The 22,013-nt window shown below is 73.0% G+C and carries 17 protein-coding genes; 11 read left to right on the top strand and 6 right to left on the bottom strand.

Annotated elements, in window-relative coordinates:
• Positions 1–3,540: glycoside hydrolase family 84 protein (locus TR50_RS42875; RefSeq protein WP_052441261.1), on the top strand; the 3,540-nt coding region annotated here is incomplete at its 5' end.
• Positions 3,541–3,743: 203 nt separating this feature from the next.
• Here the strand turns inward: TR50_RS42875 and TR50_RS23405 are convergent.
• On the bottom strand, positions 3,744–4,319 hold the full coding sequence (locus tag TR50_RS23405; RefSeq protein ID WP_042387674.1) for an HNH endonuclease: 576 nt from the start codon (positions 4,317–4,319) through the stop codon (positions 3,744–3,746).
• A 275-nt stretch (positions 4,320–4,594) separates the two neighbouring features.
• On the opposite strand from TR50_RS23405, the gene TR50_RS23400 reads away from it, so the two are divergent.
• The 9 genes from TR50_RS23400 to TR50_RS23360 all read left to right on the top strand — a co-directional run bounded on the left by TR50_RS23400 (position 4,595) and on the right by TR50_RS23360 (position 14,896).
• A complete protein-coding gene (locus TR50_RS23400) occupies positions 4,595–5,677 on the top strand; it encodes a mechanosensitive ion channel family protein (RefSeq protein ID WP_042425196.1) in 1,083 nt (360 codons plus the stop codon).
• Between the two features lie 83 nt (positions 5,678–5,760).
• Positions 5,761–6,807 carry an ABC-2 transporter permease gene (locus TR50_RS23395; protein ID WP_042425193.1) on the top strand — a complete coding sequence of 349 codons (1,047 nt, stop codon included), beginning with the start codon at positions 5,761–5,763 and terminating at the stop codon, positions 6,805–6,807.
• A 198-nt stretch (positions 6,808–7,005) separates the two neighbouring features.
• The gene (locus tag TR50_RS23390; protein WP_042425190.1) at positions 7,006–8,199 is read left to right on the top strand and encodes an ROK family transcriptional regulator; all 1,194 of its coding nucleotides are present in this window, start codon (positions 7,006–7,008) and stop codon (positions 8,197–8,199) included.
• Positions 8,200–8,403: 204 nt separating this feature from the next.
• Complete coding sequence (locus TR50_RS23385) at positions 8,404–9,756, top strand: extracellular solute-binding protein (RefSeq protein WP_042425318.1); 1,353 nt, start codon at positions 8,404–8,406, stop codon at positions 9,754–9,756.
• Between the two features lie 104 nt (positions 9,757–9,860).
• Positions 9,861–10,868 carry a carbohydrate ABC transporter permease gene (locus TR50_RS23380; RefSeq protein WP_084700827.1) on the top strand — a complete coding sequence of 336 codons (1,008 nt, stop codon included), beginning with the start codon at positions 9,861–9,863 and terminating at the stop codon, positions 10,866–10,868.
• Between the two features lie 20 nt (positions 10,869–10,888).
• Positions 10,889–11,794 carry a carbohydrate ABC transporter permease gene (locus TR50_RS23375; protein WP_042425187.1) on the top strand — a complete coding sequence of 302 codons (906 nt, stop codon included), beginning with the start codon at positions 10,889–10,891 and terminating at the stop codon, positions 11,792–11,794.
• Entirely contained in the window at positions 11,794–13,062 is a 1,269-nt protein-coding gene (locus TR50_RS23370; protein WP_042425184.1) for a 6-phospho-beta-glucosidase, read from the top strand. The genes TR50_RS23375 and TR50_RS23370 overlap by 1 nt, the downstream gene beginning before the upstream one ends.
• Entirely contained in the window at positions 13,059–14,189 is a 1,131-nt protein-coding gene (locus tag TR50_RS23365; protein ID WP_236654556.1) for an N-acetylglucosamine kinase, read from the top strand. Before TR50_RS23370 ends, TR50_RS23365 begins: the two co-directional genes overlap by 4 nt.
• Before the next feature lie 125 nt (positions 14,190–14,314).
• The gene (locus TR50_RS23360) at positions 14,315–14,896 is read left to right on the top strand and encodes a flavodoxin family protein (RefSeq protein ID WP_042425182.1); all 582 of its coding nucleotides are present in this window, start codon (positions 14,315–14,317) and stop codon (positions 14,894–14,896) included.
• 3 nt (positions 14,897–14,899) lie between these two features.
• On the opposite strand, the gene TR50_RS23355 is transcribed toward TR50_RS23360, so the two are convergent.
• Positions 14,900–15,289, bottom strand: a complete 390-nt coding sequence (locus tag TR50_RS23355; RefSeq protein WP_042425179.1) for a cupin domain-containing protein — start codon at positions 15,287–15,289, stop codon at positions 14,900–14,902.
• Positions 15,290–15,382: 93 nt separating this feature from the next.
• On the opposite strand from TR50_RS23355, the gene TR50_RS23350 reads away from it, so the two are divergent.
• Positions 15,383–15,844, top strand: coding sequence for a MarR family winged helix-turn-helix transcriptional regulator (locus tag TR50_RS23350; RefSeq protein ID WP_042425175.1), 462 nt, complete (start codon positions 15,383–15,385; stop codon positions 15,842–15,844).
• Positions 15,845–15,851: 7 nt separating this feature from the next.
• On the opposite strand, the gene TR50_RS23345 is transcribed toward TR50_RS23350, so the two are convergent.
• From TR50_RS23345 to TR50_RS23330, 4 genes are all read right to left on the bottom strand, one after another.
• Positions 15,852–16,697, bottom strand: coding sequence for a phosphate ABC transporter ATP-binding protein (locus TR50_RS23345; RefSeq protein WP_042425172.1), 846 nt, complete (start codon positions 16,695–16,697; stop codon positions 15,852–15,854).
• Positions 16,698–16,742: 45 nt separating this feature from the next.
• Positions 16,743–17,696: a sortase gene (locus tag TR50_RS23340; RefSeq protein ID WP_042425169.1), complete on the bottom strand. Its 954-nt coding sequence runs from the start codon at positions 17,694–17,696 to the stop codon at positions 16,743–16,745.
• The gene (locus TR50_RS45740) at positions 17,693–20,239 is read right to left on the bottom strand and encodes a hypothetical protein (protein ID WP_052441259.1); all 2,547 of its coding nucleotides are present in this window, start codon (positions 20,237–20,239) and stop codon (positions 17,693–17,695) included. The genes TR50_RS23340 and TR50_RS45740 overlap by 4 nt, the downstream gene beginning before the upstream one ends.
• A gap of 168 nt (positions 20,240–20,407) precedes the next feature.
• The gene (locus TR50_RS23330; RefSeq protein ID WP_052441258.1) at positions 20,408–22,000 is read right to left on the bottom strand and encodes an Ig-like domain-containing protein; all 1,593 of its coding nucleotides are present in this window, start codon (positions 21,998–22,000) and stop codon (positions 20,408–20,410) included.
• Positions 22,001–22,013 lie beyond the last annotated feature (13 nt).

The raw sequence follows: 22,013 nt of genomic DNA, 5'->3' as shown, positions 1-22,013 counted from the left end.
GTGCAGCGGGTCGACACCGTCTCCCCGGGCAGCGACCCGCAGCCCGGCGCACTCACGATCTACCTGGGCGGCGCGGCCGAGGGCGCGACCGGCGGCACGGACCGCGCGCTGCGCTCCCTCGCAGGCGCGGGGCAGACCGCCCTCTCCCCCACCGGACTGCCCGCGGGCGGCTACATCCTGGGCACCGGCACGATCACCGCCAGGCCGTCGGGCACGTCCGACGCTGCGGGCGGCGCGGGCGGCTCGGGCAAGCCGAACGTGCCGGGGCAGGCGGGACACGCGGGCCAGGCAGGGCAGACCGGCCAGGCGGGCCCGGCGGGTGTGGCCGTGCTCGCCGGGGTGGACGCCGAGGGCACCTACAACGCCGTCCAGTCCTTCCGTCAGATCCTCGGCGTCGGCGGCACGCTGCCCGCGCTGGCCGTGCAGGACTGGCCCTCCTCGCCGGTACGCGGCGTCGTGGAGGGCTTCTACGGCACACCGTGGACGACGGCGCAGACCGCCGACATGATCGATTTCCTCGGGCAGACCAAGCAGAACTTCCTTCTCTACGCTCCGGGCGACGACCCCTACCGGGACGCGCTGTGGCGCACCCCCTATCCGGCCGGCCCGCAGGCCGAGCTGCGCACGCTGACGCGGCGCGCCGCGCTGAACCACGTCACGCTCGGCTACTCGCTCTCGCCCGGCGCCTCGCTGTGCTACACCTCGCGTACCGACCAGGACGCGCTGGTGGCCAAGCTGGAGCAGCTGTGGAGCCTGGGCCTGCGCTCCTTCCAACTGGACTTCTCCCAGGCCACCTTCTCCCACTGGCACTGCGACGCGGACGCCGCCCGCTACGGGCACGGTCCGCAGGCCGCCGCGCGTGCGCAGGCGGACGTGGTGGCCGCCGTGCTGCGGCGCTTCCTCTCCCAGCACCCGGGCGCCGACGCGCTGACCGTGCTCCCCAGCGAGTACCACGAGACGGACGCGACGCCCTACCGCACCGCCCTGGCCCAGGAGCTGGACGGCGGCGTGCGGATCGCCTGGACCGGATCGGGTGTGGAGCCCGCCACCATCACCTCCGGCGACCTGGCGACCGCCCAGCAGACGCTCGGCCACCCGTTGCTGACGGAGGACAACTACCCCGTCAACGACTCCGAGCAGGACCGTCTCTACCTGGGCGCCTACCAGGGCCGGGACCCGGCCGTGGCGAGCGGGACGGCCGGTCTGCTGGTCAGCGCCATGCAGCAGCCCCTCGCCTCGCGCATCCCCCTCTTCACCGCCGCGGACTTCGCCTGGAACCCGTCGGCCTACCGGCCCGACGCCTCCTGGCAGGCCGCCGTCTCCGCGCTGGCCGGGGCGACGACCTACGGCACCGGTACCGCCCGCCCCGGCACGGCGGCCTCCACCGCGCAGGCCCCCACCGCACAGACCCCAAGCACACAGGCCCGCGCGGCGCTGGCCGCGCTGGCCGGCAACAGCGCCTCCTCACCGCTCGGGCAGCAGGAATCCGCGTACCTGCGGCCCCTCCTCGACGCGTTCTGGGCCGCGTTCGAACCGGCCTCCCCCGAGCCGAACGCCGCCGCCCCCGCCGCGACGGAAGCCCGCGCCAAGGCCGCCGCGCGACTCAGTGCCGCGTTCACCACGATGGCACGGGCCACTGACAACCTGGCCGGCGTCGCGGGCGGCGGGTTGCTGGCCGAGGACTCCCCCTGGATCCAGCAGCTCGCGCAGTACGGCCGCGCAGGGCAGGCCGCCGTCGACATGCTGGCCGCGCAGCGCGCCGGGAACGGCGCCGCGGCCTGGAGCCAGCGCGGTGTGCTGCGACAGGAGATGGCCCAGCTGGAGGACAGCGGCGTCACGCTCGGCGAGGGCGTCCTCGACGCCTTCCTCGACCGCGCCCTGAAGGCCGCCGACAGCTGGTCCGGGCTCGACGGCGACCAGCTCACCCCGACCAGCTCCATGGGCACCGCCCAGGACCACGACCCCGCGCTGATGGTCGACGGCGACCCCGGCACCTACTACTGGTCAGGCAACCCGCCGCAGGCGGGCGACACCGTCGGGGTCGACCTCGGCAGCGACACCCCCGTGCGGACCGTCCACATCCTGATGGGCGGCCCCGCCGGGGACGTGGCCCAGGGCGACATCATGCAGGACGCGATCCTGGAGTACGCCACCGACGACGGCGGCTGGGTGCAGGTCGGCCACTACCACGGTCAGGGCGAGATCGACGCGACGCTGCCGGCCGGGGCCGCCGCGCGCTACCTGCGTCTGCGGGCCGGCTCCGGCCAGGACAGCGCGGTCGCGGTACGGGAGTTCAGCGTCAGCGCGCCGGACGCCACCGCGCTGACCGCGACCGGCCCCGCCGCGGTGTCCGGCTCGCCCGCGTCCAACGCCGTCGACGGCGACCTGGACGCGCCCTACCAGGCGGCGTCCGCGCCGCAGCCCGGCGACGCACTGACGGTGACGCTCAGTCAGACGCGCCAGCTCGGCCGCGTCGTGGTGCTGACGGACGGCCGGACGCACACGCCCGGCTGGGTCGAGGTGCACAGCGCGGACAAGGGCTGGACCCGCCTCGGTGCGATCGCCTCCGGCGGTTACACCGAGCTCGCCGCCGACCCGAAGCTGCGCGTCGACTCGATCCGGTTGCTCTGGTCCGGCGCTCCCGGCAGCCAGGCGCCGGTCGTCTACCAGGTCATCCCCTGGTACGCGGACACACCTCCGGCGACGTTGCAGCTCGGCGCGCAGAGCGTGGACCTCCAGGCGGGCGGCGCCCCCGTCGCCCTGCCCGGCGTGCTGCAGGCGCAGGACGTCGCCGGGGCGACCGGCACGGTCGCCACGCAGCTGCCCGCCGCGGCGAAGGGCGTCACCGTCACGGGCACCGGCCCCGTCGCGCTCCCGCGCGGCGGCAGCACGGGCGTCCCGCTGAGCTTCACCGCGGCGGCGGGCACCCCGACCGGGTCGTACACCGCGCACGTCGTCTTCACCGTCGGGGGGCGCACGGCCACGCAGGACGTCACCGTGAACGTCTACCCGCGTACGGGCGGCCCCGATCTGGCTCTCACTGGCGCGGCGGGCTCGTCCGCGGACGAGACCTCGGACTTCCCGGCGGCAGCCGTCAACGACGGCGATCCGACGACGCGGTGGTCGTCACCGGCCCAGGACGACGAGTGGGTCCAGGTGCGGCTGGCCGTGCCCGCGACGTTGGGCGAGGTCGTCCTGCACTGGCAGGACGCGTACGCCTCCCGCTACGCGATCCAGACCTCGACGGACGGCGTCCACTGGACCACGGCGGCGATGGTGGCCTCCGGCCGCGGCGGGGACGAGACCGTCCGCTTCGGCGCCGTGACGGCGCAGTACGTCCGCATGCAGGGGCTCGCACGGGCGACGCGCTTCGGGTACTCGCTGTGGGGCATGGAGGTCTACGCGGTCGTCCCGCAGGCCCCCTCGCCCACCCCGACGCCGACGGCGCCCACGCCTTCCCCCACCGCGACCACGCCCCCGCCCAGCCCTGACCCGAGCCCGTCCCCGACGGACGCCCCGTCGCCGACCGCCACGCCTTAGGGGCGCGCCACACCAGGGGCGCGGGGAACTGCGCGACAAGCCACCGACACGCGAACGGTCCTCGACGTGCAGGGCCATCCGCACAGGGCGGTTTCTCGCGCAGTTCCCCGCGCCCCTGGGTGGTGCAACCGCGGGTGGTGCGGCTGAACCGGGCTTCCGAACGTGCCCGCCCAAAGCAAAGGCCCCGGCGAGCGGTCCGCGCACTACGCGGTGAGCTCGGCCGGGGCCTGTGGGGGCCCGTCCGCATGACGGAATGGCGCGAGGTGCGCCAACTCCTCCGCCGTGCCGTAGGGCTCGAGGTAGGGACGCCACCGCGGATCGCGGTGTCCCGTGCCGATGATGCGCCAGGCGAGGCCGGTCGGCGGTGCCGGTTGGCGCTTCATGCGCCAGCCGAGATCGGCGAGGTGGCGGTCCGCCTTCACGTGGTTGCAGCGGCGGCAGGCGGCCACCACGTTGTCCCACGCGTGCTGGCCGCCCCTGCTGCGCGGCACCACGTGGTCGACGCTGGTTGCGACGCCACCGCAGTACACGCAGCGCCCGCCGTCGCGGGCGAAGAGCGCGCGACGGGTGAGCGGGACGGGCCCGCGAAAGGGGATCCGCACGAACCGGGTGAGCCGGACGACGGATGGAACGGATATGACAGTGGTCGCGCTGTGCATGAGTACCCCGGTGTCCTCCAGGCTCACAGCCTTCTTGTCGAGGACAAGCACCAGGGCGCGTCGTAGTGAGACGACGCCGAGCGGCTCGTAGGACGCGTTCAGGACCAGAACATGCGGCACGAGGGCCTCCCTTTCCGCCGACGGCGCGTGGCTCGCGCCGGGACGACCGATCACCCAGGCGTGGGTGATCTCCTGACAGTGTCGCCGCCGAAGGTGCTGCGACGCCAGCAAGACCGGAGATCCGTCCGGGTGTGTGCTCCCCCACACCGGAAGCCCACACCGGCACTATGCCCACAGTCACCGCAGGTCAAGCCCGGTAACGCACGGTCAGCGCGGCTGTTTTCGGGGGCGGCGCGTGGTCCGGGCCGTTCCCCGGCCCTCGGTAGTCTGGGGCGATGTCCAGCAACGCATCCCCGACCCCCGCTCCCGGTCCCTCCGACGGGACGACGAGCGTCCACGCCACGTTGCAGCAGGCCAACCAGGCTGTGAGCTACCTGAGCTCGCACTGGGCGAACTGGGTCGAAGACGGTCTGCGGATCCTGTTCATCGCGGTCGTCGCCCTGGTCGTGCGCGCCGTGGTGGTCCGGCTGATCGACAAGCTGGTCGAGCGGATGGTGCAGAGCCACCACAACGCCGCGCACAACGCGCTGCTCAACGGCCTGCTGGCGAACGCGGAGCGACGTCGGCAGCGGTCGCAGGCGATGGGCTCGGTGCTGCGCAGCGTCGCGTCCTTCGTGATCCTCGGCACGGCGGCCATCACGATCCTTCCGGTGCTCGGCATCAACCTCGCGCCCCTGCTGGCCAGCGCGGGCGTCGCGGGTGTGGCGATCGGCTTCGGCGCGCGCAACCTGGTGACGGACTTCCTCTCCGGCGTCTTCATGATCATCGAGGACCAGTACGGGGTCGGCGACCTGATCGACACCGGCGTCGCCACCGGCACCGTGCTGGAGGTCGGCCTGCGTGTCACCAAGCTGCGCGGCGCGAACGGCGAGATCTGGTACATCCGCAACGGCGAGGTCAAGCGCATCGCCAACCTGAGCCAGGGCTGGGCCACGGCGAACGTGGACGTCCCGCTCGGCTACCAGGAGGACCTGGACAAGGTCGAGAAGATCATCCTGGCGGCGACGGAGCGCATGGCGCAGGAGGAGGACTGGGCCGAGCAGCTGTGGGAGCCGGTCAAGGTCCTCGGCGTCGACTCGCTGGCCGCGGACGCGATGATCGTCCACGTCCAGGCGAAGGTGATGCCGGGCAAGGCGCTGGGCGTCGGCCGCGAGCTGCGCCGCCGGATCAAGGAGGCGCTGGAGGCCGCGGACATCCACCTGGGCGTCGTCCCGCAGCCGGTCGACGCCGTGCCGGCGCAGCGGACCGGCCCGGCCGTGGACTTCGCGGCACCCTCGGCCCTGGGCGACCCGAACAGCGCGCAGTCCCGTGCGACGGCTCCGATCCCAGGCCTGGACGACCCGGCGCCGTCGAAGTAGTTGCAAGTAGCACTCTTCCCAGATTCGTTGTAAAGTACAACTTAGAGCTTCAGTTGTATTTACCAACCTTTGGACGGGATGAGATGTCCGAACGCGCCGTACTCCGCCGGGTGCTCACGCACCTGCTGCTCCCGCTGCTCATGTGCATCGGCATGGGTCTCGCGTACGAGAGCGCGTTCCACGCACCGTCCCCACACCACATGAAGGTCGCTGTCGTCGGCGGCGGACCGCGGGCCGACGTGCTGGCGCAGACGCTGAAGGACAGGGCCGGTGACGCGCTCGACGTCACCACGCTGCCGAGCGGCGACGCCGCGCGGGCGCAGATCATGGACCGCACCCTGGTGGCCGCCTACACGCCGAGCCCCGCCCCGGGCACGGCGCCCTCGCTGATGGTCGCCACCGCCAACTCCGCCACCGACGTCGAGGTGGCACAGAAGATCTTCACGCAGGTCGCGAGCGTGCAGCACCAGCCGCTCACCGTGGACGACCTGACGCCCATGCCCGCCCAGGACCCGACCAACCAGGCGCTGTTCTTCCTGCTGGTCGCGATCAGCATCGGCTCCTACGGCAGCGTCGCGGTGATCGGCGGCGCCGGCGAGGCGTTGCGGATGCGGACGCGGGCCGGACTGTGCCTCGGGGTGTCGCTCGCGGTCGCCGCGATCGGGACCGCGCTCGCGGGGCCGGTCTTCCACTTCGTGCACCGCGACCTGTTCGGGCTCTTCGGCCTCGCCTGGGTCTACTCCTTCGCCGTCGTGGCGATCGGCACCGCGCTGCACCGCTTCCTGGGCCGCTGGACGACGCTCGGCACGATGCTGCTCTTCGTGATGCTGAACTTCACCTCCTCCGGCGGCGTCTTCCGCCCCGACCTGCAGAACGGCTTCTTCGCCTCGCTGCACTCGTTCTGGATCGGCTCGGGCTTCGTCGAGGGCGCGCGCAGCATGATCTACTTCGACGGCCGCGCCGGGTTCGGCACCGACGTGTGGATCCTGGCGGCCTGGGCCGTGGTCGGCGCCGCGGCGCTCGCGCTGACCTCGCTGTTCGAGCGGAAGCGCCGTCCCGTCCCGACGCTCGCCGCCGAGTCCGAAGCCGACGCCGCCGAGGAGCGCGAGGAGGCCGCCGTCGCGGTCTGATCCGTCCGACGACACCCGCACCACCGACGCCCCGGGTAACGCTTCGGTCTCCAAGGAGACGGAGGCGTTCCCGGGGCATTGACATCCCCTCACCGGCCGCCGTACGTTCCTGGCGATCGGAAGGAAAGTTTCCTAATAGTTCACGATCAGCGCACCCGTTAGGGTGCTGGGCACCTATGAGGAGGGTGATTCAACGCCATGTCCACCGGCACCGGCAACCCCTCGCAGCAGCCCGGCACTCCCCGCCTGCTGCGTGCGATCAACGATCGGGCCGCCCTCGAACTGCTGCTGGAACAGGGCCCCCTCTCCCGCACGCAGCTCGGCCAGCTGACCGGTCTCTCCAAGCCGACCGCCTCCCAGCTGCTGGCCCGGCTGGAGTCGGCGGGGCTGGTCGTCCCGGTCGGCACCACCGCGGGTCGTCCCGGGCCCGGGGCGCAGCTGTACGAGATCAACCCGCAGGCGGCCTACGTGGCCGGACTGGACGTGGCGCCGGAGCGGATCCGGGTGGCCATCGCGGACATCACCGGTCGCGTCGTCACCGAGCACCGGCTCCCGCTGCCCGAGGGCGAGCCGGGCGAGGCGCTGGCGCAGGTCACCTGGGCGCTGGACATCGCCACCGAGGCGGCCGGGCTGCCGCGCACCCGGCTGCGTCAGGTCGTCATCGGCACGCCGGGCGCGCTCGACCCGGCCAGCGGCCTGCTCCGCTACGCGCCGCACCTGCCCGGCTGGCAGTCGGCGCACCTGGTGGCCGAGCTGACCGAGGCCCTCGGCGTGCCGGTCGCACTGGAGAACGACGTGAACCTGGCCGCCGTCGCCGAGCAGCGGGTCGGACTGGCGCAGGGCGTGCGGGACTTCGTGCTGCTCTGGTTCGAGGCGGGCATCGGCGCCGCGCTGGTCCTGGGCGGGCGGATGCACCGCGGCCACACGGGCGGCGCGGGCGAGATCGGCTACATGCCGATGCCGGGCGCGCCGCTGATCAAGAACGTGGACCTGGAGACCGAGAACTCCGGCGGCTTCCAGGAGCTGGCCGGCGCCCCGGCGGTGCTGGCCCTGGCCGCCGAGCACGGCCTGCCCGCCGAGAGCGCACAGGCCGCCGTGGCGGAGGCCGTCGCCCGCGGCGCGGAGGGGTTCCTGCGGACCCTGGCCGAGCGAATGGCGACAGGGCTCGCCGCCCTGGTCGCCGTCGTCGACCCGGAGCTGGTCGTGCTCAGCGGCCAGGTCCCGCGGGCCGGCGGCGAGCGGCTGCGCGCACTGGTCCAGGAGGAGCTGAGCGGGCTGGCCATCCCCCGCCCCCGGCTGCTGCTGACCGAGCTGACCGGCCCGCCCGTCGTCGTCGGCGCACTGCAGACCGCGCTGGCCACGGCGAGGGAGCAGGTCTTCTCCACCCACTGAGCCCACCGCCCCGTCCCGACCGGCAGCACCGCGCGCACCAACGCACCGCCGCACCGCCGCAAGACCGCACCGCCGCAATACCGCACCACCGCACCGCCCCCAGGAGACCACGGACCGGCCCCGCACCCGCCGCGCCCGTAGCTCAGTGCACTCAAAAGCGCCTTCCGAACCGCATGGTCCGACCCCACTGGAGATCCCGTGTCGATCGCTCAGCCCGCCCGTAGAGGCCGTCGTACCGCAGCCGCCCTCGCTGTCGCCGCGTCGCTCGCGCTGACCGCCGCCGCGTGCACCGGTCAGCCCAACTCGGGCGCCCAGGGCAGCACCGGCTCCACCGACAAGCCGGTGACCATCACCTTCTGGCACGGCTGGAGCCAGCCCAACGAGCTCGCCGCCATCAACGCCAACATCGCGGGCTTCGAGAAGCTGCACCCGAACATCAAGGTCAACGCGGTCAAGGCGGTCTCCGCGGACACCATCACCCAGGGCATGCGCGCCACCGGCGCCAACGCGCCCGACGTGGTCTCCGACTTCTCCACCACGGACGTCGGCAAGTTCTGCTCCACCGGCGCCTGGATCGACCTGAACCCGCTGATGGAGAAGGACAAGATCGACCCGAAGACCGTGTTCTCGCCGGCGATGCTCAGCTACACCCAGTACAAGGGCGACCAGTGCTCGCTCCCACTGCTGGGCGACGCGTACGGCCTCTACTACAACGTCGACATGTTCAAGGCCGCCGGCATCGCCTCCCCGCCGAAGACCTACTCCGAGCTGGCCGCCGACGCGGTCAAGCTGACCAAGGGCGACGGTTCGCAGCAGCTCGGCTACATGCCGCTGTGGGACTACTACGAGCAGAACACCGGCTATGTGGGCGGGCAGTACAACCCCACCTACTTCACCGCCGACGGCAAGGCGAACCTGGCGGCCGACCCGACCTGGCCGGCCCTCTTCGCCTGGCAGAAGGACCTGGTCGGCAAGCTCGGCGGCTACACGCACCTGGAGAAGCTGCGCACCGGCTACGGCGACGAGTTCGCGGCCAACGCGTTCGACAAGGGCAAGGTCGCCATGCAGCTCGACGGCGAGTGGCGCGTCGCCAACCTGCAGCAGGACAAGGTCAGCTTCAACTGGGCCACCGCGCCGTTCCCGGTGCCGGACGACCAGGCGGCCTCCTACGGCCGGGGCTTCCAGACCGGAACCGTCATCGGCATCAACCGCAACAGCCAGAAGCAGGCCGCGGCCTGGGAGTTCGTGAAGTACATGACCACGAACACCGGCGCCCTGGTCACCTTCGCCAACGCGATCGACAACGTGCCGAGCACCATCGCCGCGCTCAAGTCGCCCGACCTGAAGCTGCCGAGCACCTTCCAGACCTTCCTGAACGTGGCCAAGAACCCGAACTCGGTCACCCAGCCGGCCACGCCGGACGGCGACGGCTACGTGACGATCCTGCAGAACCTCGGCCTGGACCTCCAGTCGGGCAAGCAGACGGACGTCATGGCGGGCCTGAAGAAGGCCGACACGGACGTCGACAACTCCCTGGCCCAGGCTGCCACGAACTGAAGTCCGCAGCTGAGCTCCGGGTCGGCCGGGATCTCCAACGCCCTGGCCCGGCCGACCCGGTCCCCCTTCTCCTCCCCTTCGCCTCGCCCCGGTGGTGAACGTCCATGAGCAGCACGACGGCCGAGACCGGCCCGTCCCCCACCCCGTCCAGGGCCCGCGCAGGCAAGTCCCCGGTCGCTCCCGCGCTCAGGCGCAAGCACCGTCGCGAACTGCGGGTGGCCCTGGCCTTCCTCTCCCCCTGGCTGATCGGCTTCGCGATCTTCTTCGCCTACCCGCTGATCTCCACCGTCTACTTCTCCTTCATGCACTACGACGGCTACAACCCGCCGAACTTCGTGGGCACGAAGAACTGGACCTACATCCTCACCGAGAACCCGTACTTCTGGACCGCCATGCGCAACACGCTGTGGCTGGTCGTCGTGATGGTCACGCTGCGGGTCATCTTCGGGCTCGGCATCGGCACCCTGATCACGAAGATCAAGACGGGCGCGGGCTTCTTCCGCACCGCCTTCTACCTGCCCTACCTGGCCCCGCCGGTCGCCGCGACCATCGGCTTCGCCTTCCTGCTCAACCCGGGCACCGGCCCGGTCAACCACCTGCTCGGCGAGCTCGGCCTGCCGCAGCCGGGCTGGTTCAACGACCCCAACTGGTCCAAGCCCTCGTTGGTGCTGCTGGCCCTGTGGGGCATCGGCGACCTGATGGTCATCTTCATGGCCGCCCTGCTGGACGTGCCGACGGAGCAGTACGAGGCGGCCTCCCTCGACGGCGCCGGCCCCTTCCAGCGGTTCCGCTACGTGACGCTGCCGAACATCATGCCGATCATCATGTTCGCCGTGGTCACCGGCGTGATCCAGACGCTCCAGTACTACACGCAGGCGATGGTCGCCGGACAGGTGGCCTCCGGGACGCTCTCCGGCTCCGGCCAGAACTACTTCCCCGGCTATCCGGGCGGATCCACCTGGACCGTGCCGCAGCTCGTCTACAACCTCGGCTTCCAGAGCAACGACGACATCGGCGCGGCCTGCGTGGTCTCGCTGGTCCTGTTCGTGCTCGCGATGGCCTTCACCTCCCTGCTGATGCGCCGGCGCGCCGGCCTCATGGGCGACGACTAGGCCGGAAGGACCGGGAAACCATGAGCGACACCCTGACTTTGGACTCCGCGCCCAGCACCGCCACGCCCGCGCCGCGGACGGCCGCGCACCGCCGGGCGATCCGGCAGCGGCGCCTCAACTGGATCGCCGTGCACTCGCTCGGCATCGCCGCGGCGCTGTTCTTCCTGCTGCCCTTCGTCTTCCTCTTCCTCACCTCGCTGATGAGCGACGACCAGTCGCTCAGCGCCAACCTCTGGCCGCAGCACTGGGTGTGGAGCAACTACGTCAACGTCTTCAAGGTGCCGGGCTTCACCGACTGGTGGAAGAACAGCATCGAGTACTCGGTGCTCGGCACCGTACTGACGGTGGTCTCCTCCATCCCGCCCGCCTACGCGCTGGCCAAGTTCCGCTTTCCCGGCCGCCGGGCGGCGATGATGGCGGTCATCTCGATGATGATGCTGCCGCCGCAGGTGATCATCGTGCCGATGTACCTGCTGTGGACCAACCAACTGCACCTGACCGGGACCATCTGGCCGCTGGTCATCCCGATGGCCTTCGGCGACGCGTTCTCCATCTTCCTGCTGCGCCAGTTCCTGCTGACCATCCCCAAGGAGTACCTGGACGCGGCGAAGGTCGACGGCTGCGGCGAGTGGACCACGCTGCGGCGGGTGGTGCTGCCGATGATCAAGCCGGCCGTCTCGGCGGTGGCGCTGTTCCAGTTCTTCTACTGCTGGAACGACTTCTTCGGCCCGCAGATCTACCTCGCACAGAACCCCAACGCCTGGACGGTCTCGTACGGTCTGCAGACCTTCCACAGCGCGCACCACACGGACTGGAACCTGACCATGGCGGCCACCCTGCTGGTGATGGCACCCGTGATCATCGTGTTCTTCTTCGCCCAGAAGGCCTTCATCGAGGGCGTCACACTGACAGGAGTCAAGGGCTGATGAGCCTCAAGCTGGTCGTCGTCGGAGGCGGCTCGACGTACACGCCGGAGCTGATCGACGGCTTCGCCAGACTTCGCGACAGCCTTCCCATCGGCGAGCTGGTGCTGGTCGACCCGGCCGTGGAGCGGCTGGAACTGGTCGGCGGGCTGGCCCGGCGGATCTTCGCCAAGCAGGGCCACCCCGGCACCGTCACCACCTCCACCGACCTCGACGCGTCCGTCCAGGACGCCGACGCCGTGCTGCTGCAACTGCGCGTCGGCGGCCAGGCGGCCCGCGAGCAGGACGAGACATGGCCGCTGGAGTGCGGCTGCGTCGGCCAGGAGACCACCGGCGCGGGCGGGTTGGCGAAGGCGCTGCGCACCGTCCCGGTCGTCCTCGACATCGCGGAGCGGGTGCGCCGGGCCAACCCGGACGCGTGGATCGTCGACTTCACCAACCCGGTCGGCATCGTCACCCGCGCGCTGCTGACGGAGGGTCACAAGGCCGTCGGCCTGTGCAACGTGGCCATCGGCTTCCAGCGCAAGTTCGCGGGCCTGCTCGGCGTCGAACCGGAGCGGATCCAGCTCGACCACGTGGGCCTGAACCACCTCACCTGGGAGCGCGGCGTCAGACTCGACGGCAAGGACGTCCTGCCGGACCTGATCGACGCGCACGGCGCGGCGATCGCCGAGGACCTGGAGCTGCCGCTGTCGCTGGTGCGGCAGTTGGGCGTGGTGCCGTCGTACTACCTGCGCTACTTCTACGAGCACGACGCGGTGGTGGCGGAGCTGAGGGAGCAGGGCTCGCGCGCCGCGAAGGTCGCCGCGATCGAGCGGGAGCTGCTGACGATGTACGCGGACCCGCAGTTGGACGAGAAGCCGGAGCTGCTGGCGCAGCGCGGCGGCGCGTTCTACAGCGAGGCGGCGGTGCAGCTGGTCGCCTCGCTGCTCGGCACGGAAGGCGGGGAGCCGTCCGAGCAGGTGGTCAACGTCCGCAACGGCGGCACGCTGCCGTTCCTGCCGGACGACGCGGTCATCGAGGTGCCGGCGCTGGTCGACGCCTCGGGCGCGCGGCCGCTGCCGGTCCCGACCGTCGAGCCGCTGTACGCGGGCCTGATCGCGCACGTCACCGGCTACGAGCAGCTGGCCCTGGACGCCGCGCTGCGCGGCGGCCGGGACCGGGTCTTCCAGGCCCTGCTGGCCCACCCGCTGGTCGGACAGCTGGACCGGGCCGCGCAGTTGACGGACCGTCTGATCGCGCACAACCGCGAGCACCTGGCGTGGGCGTGACGACCTTGATGACTGGCCTGCCGAACGAGTCCGAGGACGACGAGGTCGGGAACCCGATCGGCGCGGGGACCGTGGGCGCGGTGGGCACCGAACTGGTCCCGGGCGTGCTCGCGATCGACGCCGGAAACAGCAAGACCGACGTGGCGCTGGTGACCGCGGACGGAACCGTCCTCGGCACCGCGCGCGGCGGCGGCTTCCGCCCGTACGCGAGCGGGACCGAGGGCGCCGTCGACGGCCTGGCCGCTCTGGTGGCCGCGGCCGCCGCCGAGGCCGGGCTGGACGTCAGCGGCGGTCAGGGTCCGCTGGTCACGCACGTGTCGGCGTGCCTGGCCAACGCGGATCTGCCGGTCGAGGAACGGGAGTTGCAGCAAGCGATCGCGGCACGCGGCTGGTCGCGCACCACCGTCGTCGCGAACGACACCTTCGCGCTGCTGCGCGCCGGCACGGACGCGCCCCGCGGCGTCGCCGTGGTCTGCGGCGCGGGCATCAACTGCGTGGGTCTGCTCCCGGACGGCCGCACGGCGCGGTTCCCCGCGCTCGGCCAGATCACCGGCGACTGGGGCGGCGGTGGCGGCATCGCCCTGGAGGTGATGTGGTGCTCCACCCGCGCCGAGGACGGCCGTGGCGAGCCCACCGCGCTGGCGGCGGCGGTCGCCGAGCACTTCGGCCTGCCGAGTGCGAGCGCGGTCGCCGAGGCGGTCCACCTCGGCGGAGTGGCCGAGGGCCGGCTGCACGAACTGGTCCCCGTCCTCTTCCGCTGCGCGGAGGCGGGCGACCCGACGGCCGTCCAGCTGGTGGAGCGCCAGGCCGAGGAGATCGTCGCCCTGGCGACGGTGGCCCTGCGCCGCCTCGACCTGATCGGCGTGCCCGCCGACGTCGTCCTCGGCGGAGGCGTCCTGGCCGCCCGCCAACCCCTGCTGATGGAGGCGGTGTTCAGCCGCCTGACCCAGGCCGCGCCGCTGGCGCGCCCGCAGGTGGTCACCACGCGCCCGGTCGTCGGCGCGGCCCTGCTGGGCCTGGACCACCTCGCCTCCGCCCACCTGGGCGGCGGCCCGGCGGCGCAGTCCGCCGTCCGCGCGTCCTTCGCGGCCTCCTTCGCCTCCTTCGGCGCAGCCGGCGAGGAGTAGCGCGGGCCCACCGCGCGGCCCTGCCCGTCCCCGCCCCGGGGGCGCGGCGGGGTCGGGTCGGGGCCGGGCCTACGGACGGCGCCCAGGGCCGGAATAGGCGTGGTCCTGAGGCGGTTGCCGCCGACATGACGACGCGATCCTTCCTCTTCGTGCTGGCCAGTGCCCGCCCGGACGGCAACACCGAGCTCCTCGCCCGCGCGGCGGCGGAGCAGTTGCCGGCCGGGACGGAGCAGCGCTGGCTGGACCTCAGCGAGTACCGGCTTCCGGACTACCAGGACACCCGCCACGCGAACGAGTCCTGGCCGGGGCAGGACAACGAGGAGCTGCTGCACGAGGCGACGCTCGCCGCGACGGACGTGGTGATCGCCTCGCCGCTGTACTGGTACTCGCTCTCCGCGTACGCCAAGCGGTATCTGGACTACTGGTCCAAGTGGCTGCGCACGCCGGACCCGGAGTTCCGGGCGAAGATGTCCGGCCGCACCCTGTGGGGCGTCACGGCCATGGCGCACACCGAGGAGGAGGTGGCTTTGCCGCTGGAGCTGACGCTCCACCACACCGCGGCGTACATGGGGATGCGCTTCGGCGGCGTGCTGCTGGGCAACGGCTCGCGACCAGGACAGGTCCTGGAGGACGAGCGGGCCTTGCGCCGTGCGAAGACGTTCTTCGCGAAGGACGCGCCGCTCGCACGCTTCCCCTACGAGAGTTGAGCCCTACGCGGACTGGACGCCGTTCGCCCACGGGGGCCGGATGCGGGTGCCGTCGGCCATGACCGCCTCCAGGCCGACGGAGGTGGTGGTCCAGATGCGGGCCGGGGCGTCGGAGACGTTGTCGACGCGAAGCGTGCTGCCCGCGTTGGCCACGAGGACGTCGCCGGCCGTGAGGTCGTGGACCTCCCCGTCGAGGGTGAAGCGCAGGGCGCCCTCGAGGAGGTGGAGGATCTCCTCGCGGGTGATGGTGTGGGCCTGGCCCGGGGTGTGGGCGGGGATCTCGCCGCGCCAGGCGGCGAGTTCCCTGCTGCCGGTGGCGGGGCTGGCGTAGGAGACGAAGCGGACGCCGTGGAGCTCGTGGACCCTGGCCTCGTCGCTGCGGATCGCGGGCATGGCGGTGACGACCTTTCCCTGGATGGATCTATCGATGGACAAGCAGCTTGTCTATATCGACAAGCTACTTGTCCATTGGGGTAGGGTCAACCCATGTCCGAACCAGCCGTGCCGGCGCAGGAGTCCCTCGCCTTCTCCGCGCTCGTCCTCGCCCTCGCCGGAGAGCTCGTGCAGGGCATCCACGACCGGGTCGTCGCGGCCGGGTTCGCCGACCTGCGGCCCGCGCACGGCTTCGCGTTCGCGCGGATCTCCCACGGCGGAGCCACCACAGCCGAGCTCGCCGGGCACCTCGGGGTGACCAAGCAGGCCGCCGCCCAGCTCGTGGACGAGCTCGTACGGAAGGGATACGTCGAGCGCACACCGCACCCCACCGACGCGCGGGCGCGCCTGCTGCGGCTCACCGAACACGGCTGGGCCTGCACCCGGGCGGCGGACGCGGCCGCCGTCGAGGCGGTCGCGCCCTTCCGGGAGCTGCTCGGCCCGGAGCGCTTCGCCGCGCTCGTGCGCGACCTCGCCGCACTCGGCCCGAAGGGCCCGATCCGGCCCACGTGGTGACTGCGCGTCAGCCGAAGCGGCCGTTCACGTAGTCGGCCGTGCGGGCGTCGCGCGGACTGGCGAACATCGCCTGGGTGTCGCCGTGTTCGACGATGCCGCCCGGAACGCCCTGGCTGGCGAGGAAGAACGCGCACTGGTCCGAGACGCGCGCGGCCTGCTGCATGTTGTGGGTGACGATCACGATGGTCACCTCGTGGACCAGCTCGCGGATGGTCTCCTCGATGCGGCGCGTCGAGGAGGGGTCCAGCGCCGAGCACGGCTCGTCCATCAGCAGCACCTGGGGCCGGATGGCCAACGACCGGGCGATGCACAGGCGCTGCTGCTGCCCGCCGGAGAGCGCGCCGCCCGGCTGCTTGAGGCGGTCCCGCACCTCCGTCCACAGGCCCGCCTTGGTCAGGCACTCCTCGACCAGGCGGTCCCGCTCGGCGCGGCTCGCACGGGTGCCCGTGAGCTTCAGACCGGCCACCACGTTGTCGTAGATGGACATCGCCGGAAACGGGTTGGGCTTCTGGAAGACCATGCCGATCGAGCGGCGCGCCTCGGTCAGGCGGCGGTCGGCGCCGTAGATGTCCGCGCCGTCCAGCATCACCTCGCCGGCCAGGGTGGCGTCAGCGATCAGCTCGTGCATGCGGTTGAGGATCCGCAGGAAGGTGGACTTGCCGCAGCCTGACGGGCCGATCAGGGCGGTGACCCGGCCTGCGGGCATGGTGAGCGAGACCCGGTCCAGCACCTGGTGGTCGCCGAACCAGGCCGAGATCTCTCGGGCCTCCAGGGCGCCCGGTCGGGCGCCGGGGAGCGGCGGGCGCTGCACCGGCAGGGACAGCGTCTGCTCCGGTTGCGCGGGGGCAGTCATCGGGGCGGTACCTCTCTTGCTCGCGTACGGAGGTCAGACTCGGACTCAGATGAGGTTGGGCAGAAGCCGGGCGACCTGGTCGGCCACGCACAGGCCGAGCGCGCCGAGCACCGGCACGCCGACCGCCCACGCCTGCCAGCGGCCCCAGCGGAGGCGGGCCAGGGTGACCCCCACCGCGGCGAGCAGCAGCCCCTCACCCCAGAGCACGAGCGGCACCCAGGCGGCGGCGTCACCGTGCATCGGCAGCTCCGCCGGGGCCAACTGCTGGGCCGCCAGCGGACGGGCCGGTGCCGGGCGCACCTTGCTGATCAAGTCCGCGTCGACCTGGAGCACGCCGTCCGGCGCGAAGGCCGGACCAGTGGCGGTCACCAGGACCAGCCGCCCCTTCCCCGCCGCCAGCGCGGGCGGCACAGGGTCCCCGGCGCGGCGCACGTCGAGCACCCGGTAGGTCTGCTTGCCCTGACCGGTCGTCAGGACGAAGGTCTCGTCCGGCCGGAGCTGGTCCAGCTGGCCGAAGGGCCCGCCGAAGCCCGACTCGCGGGCCATCAGCACGCTCGTCCCGGCCTGGCCGGGCAGCGGGGTGTCGCGGCGGTGGCCCGGGCCCAGCTCCAGCACGCCGGAGGTGGTGCCCTCGCGCACCACCTCGCGCATGCCGAGCTCGGGGATGGTGAGCAGGGCGACGGGCGTGCCGAGCGCGAGCAGCTTGCCGTTCTCGTCGGTCTGGCCGACCGGCGCGGTGCCCTGCGCCAGCGCGAGCCGCAGGGCGGCGTAGCCGGTCGCGCGGTCGCGCGCGTGCCGGATGTCGCCGATGGGGCCGACGTCGAGCAGCAAGCCGAAGAGGAGCGCGGACAGGATCATCAGGGTGGCGCCGTAGGCCCCCGCGGCGTCCAGGCCCCGCCGCGGCCTCACGCCCGGCGGCGTCGGCGGCGTCGCCGGGGCGGCGGCCGGGACCGGAGCGGGCGCCGGGGGCACTGGCGGTGGGGTCGCGGTCAGCGTCATGCCCGCACCGCCTTCGCCTCACCGGCGAGCTCGGCCTCGGCGGGATCTGCGGCGACCCGCTCGGGCGCGCCGGGAACCCAGGCGGCGGGCACGGGCGTGAGCGCGGCAGGGACCCCGGCCACGGGCTCGGGTTCGGCCACGGGCACGGGCTCGGCGGGAACCCCGGCGACGGGCTCGGGATCAGCCACGCGCTCGGGCACTGCCCCGGGCTCGGGCTCAGCGGGAACCCCGGCTGCGGGCTCAGCCACGGGCACGGGCTCAGCGGGAACCCCGGCCGCGGGCTCGGGCGCGGGCGTTTCCGGGGCGGCGGTCTTCTTCCCCACGTGGTTGGCCTTCCGTTCGGTCAGGACGTGGGCCCGTCGGCGGCGCAGGGCGGAGAAGGCGAGGCCGACGAGGAGCAGCGCGCCCGCGACCATCGCCAGCACGGAGGGCAGCGACGTGCCGCCGCCGTGGCCGGAGGTCGCGGCCGGCGCGGGCATCGGCTTCGCGGTCATGACCGGCTCCGTGCTCTCGGGCATGGCCACCGGCGTGGAGTGGTCGGCCGTCCACGCGCCGGGCGTGGCGAAGGTCAGCGTGCCGACGAAGTCGCGCAGGTGGGCGGGCTGGAAGCGGCCCCGGCAGTAGACGTCCACCCGGTAGGACCCGTGCAGCGAGCCGACCCCGTTCTGGCGGGCGATGCTGCGCAGCGTCTGGTCGAGCGGAACGACGTAGCCGCCGGTGGACGCGGCCGGGTAGATCGACGCGGCGGAGAGCCCGAGGGCGGAGGCTCCGCCGGAGGGGAAGCCCGGTCCGGAGATGGTGGCGCTCAGCCAGTCGCCCTGGTTCGGGCAGCGGCCGGAGGTCGCGAGGTCGATCGGGTCGTCGTCATGGCCCGAGGCGTAGTCGAAGAACAGCGTCCCCGGCGCGCTGTCGGCCGAGGCGCCTGCGCTCGCGCTCGGCAGGGCGCTCGGCGTGGCGGACGCCCCGTCGGCCACGGCCGCGGAGGCACCGCCGAGCAGCGCCGTGCCGAGAGCGCCGACGACGGCGAACACGACCGCGCCCAGCCGCGCCGCCGCGCGACCGCGAGCGCTGCGCGTGGCGACGGCGACACCGGCGGGAGCGGCTCCAGCCTCGGCGTCGGTCGGCGCGGCAGGGGAGGTGTTCTCCGGCTCAGCCGGAGCGGTCACCTGGCTTGGCACGTCGGCCGCCTCCGCGGGGTGGGACGCGGGCTCAACTCCCGCCGCCGGCAGGGGCAGCACGGGAACGGCCGCTGGGCCGGGCACCCCGTGCGTCGCCGACTCCCCCGAGGTCGCACCGGACGCTCCCGGCGCGCCCGACGCAGGAACCGGGACCGGGACCGGGACAGGGACCGGGACCGGAACGGGCGCCGCGGGCTCGGTCGGGCCGGCCGGGCCGGTCGGGGCCGTTGGCGCGGTGGGCTCGGTGGATCCCGTCGGGGCCGTGGGCTCGGCCGGATTGCCCGGCGGGTAGGCAGGGCCGGGGCCAGAGGTGCTGCCAGGGGTGCTGCCGGGGCGCTTGCGCCGGCGGCGGAGGAAGAGGCTGACGGCGAGGGCCAGCAGCGGCAGGACCAGGGCGACGAGGGTCCACGGGACGGTCGCGTAGAGGTTGTCGCTGGTGGCCGACGCGAGCGCCGGGTCGGTGTCGCCGGGGACGGCGAGCGGGTCGACGGTGATGGAGGCCGTGGACCACAGCGTCGGGAAGACGCCGTGGATCTGGACCGTGTAGGTCACGCTGTTGCCGGGCAGCAGCTCCGTCAGCGCGCCGGGGCCGCTCGCCGTGGTGACCGCGCCGACCGCGTTGCGGACGCGGACCGCTTGGCGGCCGCTGAGGCGGATGTTGCCCGCGTTGTGGACGGTGTAGGTGACCGTGGTGGTGCCGGTGCCGAAGGGGTTGAGCGTGCCGCGGTACCGCACCGAGACCGACTGGACCACCAGCTGCGGCCGCAGCGCGCCAGGGACGCGCAGGTGGATGCGGGTCCCGACGCGCTGGTCGACGGCGATGTCGTTGCCCTTGGCGTCGACCTCGTGGCGGCGCAGCGCCAGCACGATGCCGCCGGAGTGGTCACCGGGGGCGGCGTTCGCGGGGACCGCCAGGGTGAGCGGGATGATCTGCCGGGTGCGCGGCGGGAGCGTGACCGTGCCGGTGGCGAGGTGGACCCATGCGCCGACGTCCGTGGAGTGCCCGGAGGCGGGCAGCACGTCGTAGCCGCCGCTGCCGGTGTTGAAGGCGTCCGCCGCGTAGAGGGAGAGGGTCAGCGGGTCGTCGCCGTAGTTGTAGACCGCGACGTGGTCCTTGAGCTGCGCCCCCGGGGTGGCCGCGTAGGTGAGCGCCGCGCGCTGGTCGGGGCCGGAGGCCGAGGCCGGCTGGATGCCGAAGGTCTGCTGCTGCGCGGCGGGAGCGGCAGCCGGAGCCGGAGCCGTGACGGGAGCCAGGCGGGGCACGGCGGCGGACGCCGCCGGCGCGAGCACGGCCAAGGCGGTCGTGAGCAGCGCGGTGAGCGCGAGGAGCGCGTGCCGCGCTCTCGACGACGGGGGGCGGGTCATGGCAGGGGTCCTTTGCACGGGCACGGGGTGACTGGGCAGGCGGTCCTGCCGCACCGCGCCAGGACAGGGAGGCGCGGTGCGGCAGGGACTGCCATCAGCGACGGTCCGCCGACGACGGGTCGGCGACGGGTCGTCACATCACGGTCGGGTGGTGCGGTGGGGCGGTGGTCACATCGCGGTGAGCGTGAGCACCGCGGTGTACGTGCCGGCCTTGGTGGAGGTGGGCGCGACCAGGGACAGGTCGGCGCCCAGCTGGGCGGTGCCGAGGCCGGTCGCGGTGGCCAGGGTCCGCGAGGACTTCAGGCCGAGCGCGCCGGAGTCGCCCGCGGCGACGCCGTTGGCCGGGGCCACCGCACCGCCGAGGGTGACGTTGAGCCCGTCGACCTTGTTGACCAGGCGCGGGATCCAGCCGAGGTTCTCGCCGTTGATGGTGTCGCCGCCGTCGGAGAAGTCGGCGACCTGGCCGCTCAGCGACCAGCCGGGCGCGCCGGCGCGGGTGTCGGTGACGGTGACGGTCTGGATCGGACCGGCCGTCGCGAACAGGGTGCTGGCCGAGTTCAGCGTGAGCGGCGGCAGGGCGACGGTGCTGCCCGCGACGCTCAGCACCAGCGCGCCGGGGGCGACGGTGGTGGTGATGTTCTCGGTGCCGGTCGCGGTGCCGCCGGTGCCGCCGCCCGTGCCGCCACCGCCGCCACCGGTCGGGGCGCTGACGGTGTAGGTGACCGACGCCGAGGTGGACGCCGCGAACTTGGTCGCGTCGGTCGGGGTGAAGGCGGCCGCGAGCTGGTGGTCGCCCTGGGGCAGGGTGGAGGTGGTGAGCGTGGCGGTGCCGTTGCTGACCGCGACGGGGCTCCCGATCGCGGTGCCGCCGTCGGTGAAGGTGATCGTGCCCGCCGCGGAGGACGGGTCGACCGTGGCGGTCAGCGTGACCGAGGTGCCGGCCGGCGAGGAGGTGCCGGGGGCGACGGCCAGGGCCGTCGTGGTGGCCTGCGCGCTCGGGGGGCTGACGGTGTAGGAGGTCGCCGTCGAGGTGGAGCTGCCGAAGTTCGGGTCCGAGGAGGTGAACGCGGCGGACAGCTGGTGGGCGCCCTGGGTGAGCGCGGAGGTGGTCAGCGTCGCGGTGCCGTTGGCGACGGTGACCGGGCTGCCGATCGCCGTGGTGCCGTCCATGAACTGGACGGTGCCGGCCGCGGCCGGGGAGACGGTCGCGGTCAGGGTGACGGCGCTGCCGGCGGTGGCGGAGTTCGCCGGGGTGACCGCGAGGGTGGTCGTGGTGGCCGTCTGGTTGCTGGAGGTGTACGAGGTCGGGCTGGTGAAGTAGATCTTGCCCACGTAGTCGCCGAAGGTGCTGGCGCCGAACGCGTTGCGGCAGGTGAGGGTGAAGTCGTACTCGCCGGACAGGGCGGTGATGCCGGCCTGCTGGGCGAAGTAGCGCATGGTGTTGGACAGCGGCACCACGTAGCCGCCGGCGGCGGTCTGCTGGTACGTCGAGATCGGGGAGTTGCCGACCACCTGGGTGCCGGTGGCCGGGAAGCCCTGCCCGGAGACCGACATGATCAGGTTGGTGCCGCCGCCGGTGCAGGCGCCGGAGGTGGTGAAGCTCATCGCGTCGTTGTCGGCGCCGGTGGCCGGCGTCGCGGTCATCGTGCCCAGCTGGGTGTCGGCGTGCGCGGCGGTCGCGCCGATCATCGTGGTCGCGCCGGAGGCCAGCAGCGTGGCCGTCGCCAGCGCCACGCGGCGGGAGATACGGAGGGTCGACACAGGAGTACTCGCC

Source organism: Streptacidiphilus anmyonensis (assembly GCF_000787855.1).
Classification (GTDB): Bacteria; Actinomycetota; Actinomycetes; order Streptomycetales; family Streptomycetaceae; genus Streptacidiphilus; species Streptacidiphilus anmyonensis.
This window is presented reverse-complemented; position numbering and strand designations above follow the sequence as displayed.